Annotated in this window: 1 protein-coding gene; it reads left to right on the forward strand. The window is 76.5% G+C overall.

The window, feature by feature from the left end; genetic code table 11:
- Window positions 1-408 (forward strand): serpin family protein (locus G3I78_RS49680; RefSeq protein ID WP_275424950.1); only part of this gene is annotated, 408 nt, incomplete at both ends.

Raw genomic sequence — 408 nt, forward strand, 5'->3', positions numbered from 1 at the left:
GGCGTGCTCGAGACCGGCCGCGGCTCGAAGGCGGGCCTGGAGCCGCTGGACCGATGGGTCCGGCACCACACGGGCGGGCTGATCGAGGAGTCCGCGGTCGAGCCCGACGCCGACTCGCGTCTCGCGCTCCAGAACGCGGCGCTGCTCGCGGCGCGCTGGTCGTCGCCGTTCGAGGAGCAGGCGACCCGCCCGAGCCCGTTCGTCCTGGCGGACGGGACCGACGTCGATGCCGAGGCGATGCACCAGGAGCACGACTGGCGGTACGCCGAGGTGGACGGGTGGCGGGCCGTCCGGCTCCCGTACACCGAGGGCTTCCACGCCGACGTCGTGCTCCCGCCGGACGGCGTCGACCCGGCGGCGCTCACGCCGGAGACGAGCGCTGCCCTGCGCGCGGCGCTCGACGCCGCC

This window comes from Streptomyces sp. SID13726, from assembly GCF_010548375.1.
Classification (GTDB): Bacteria; Actinomycetota; Actinomycetes; order Streptomycetales; family Streptomycetaceae; genus Streptomyces.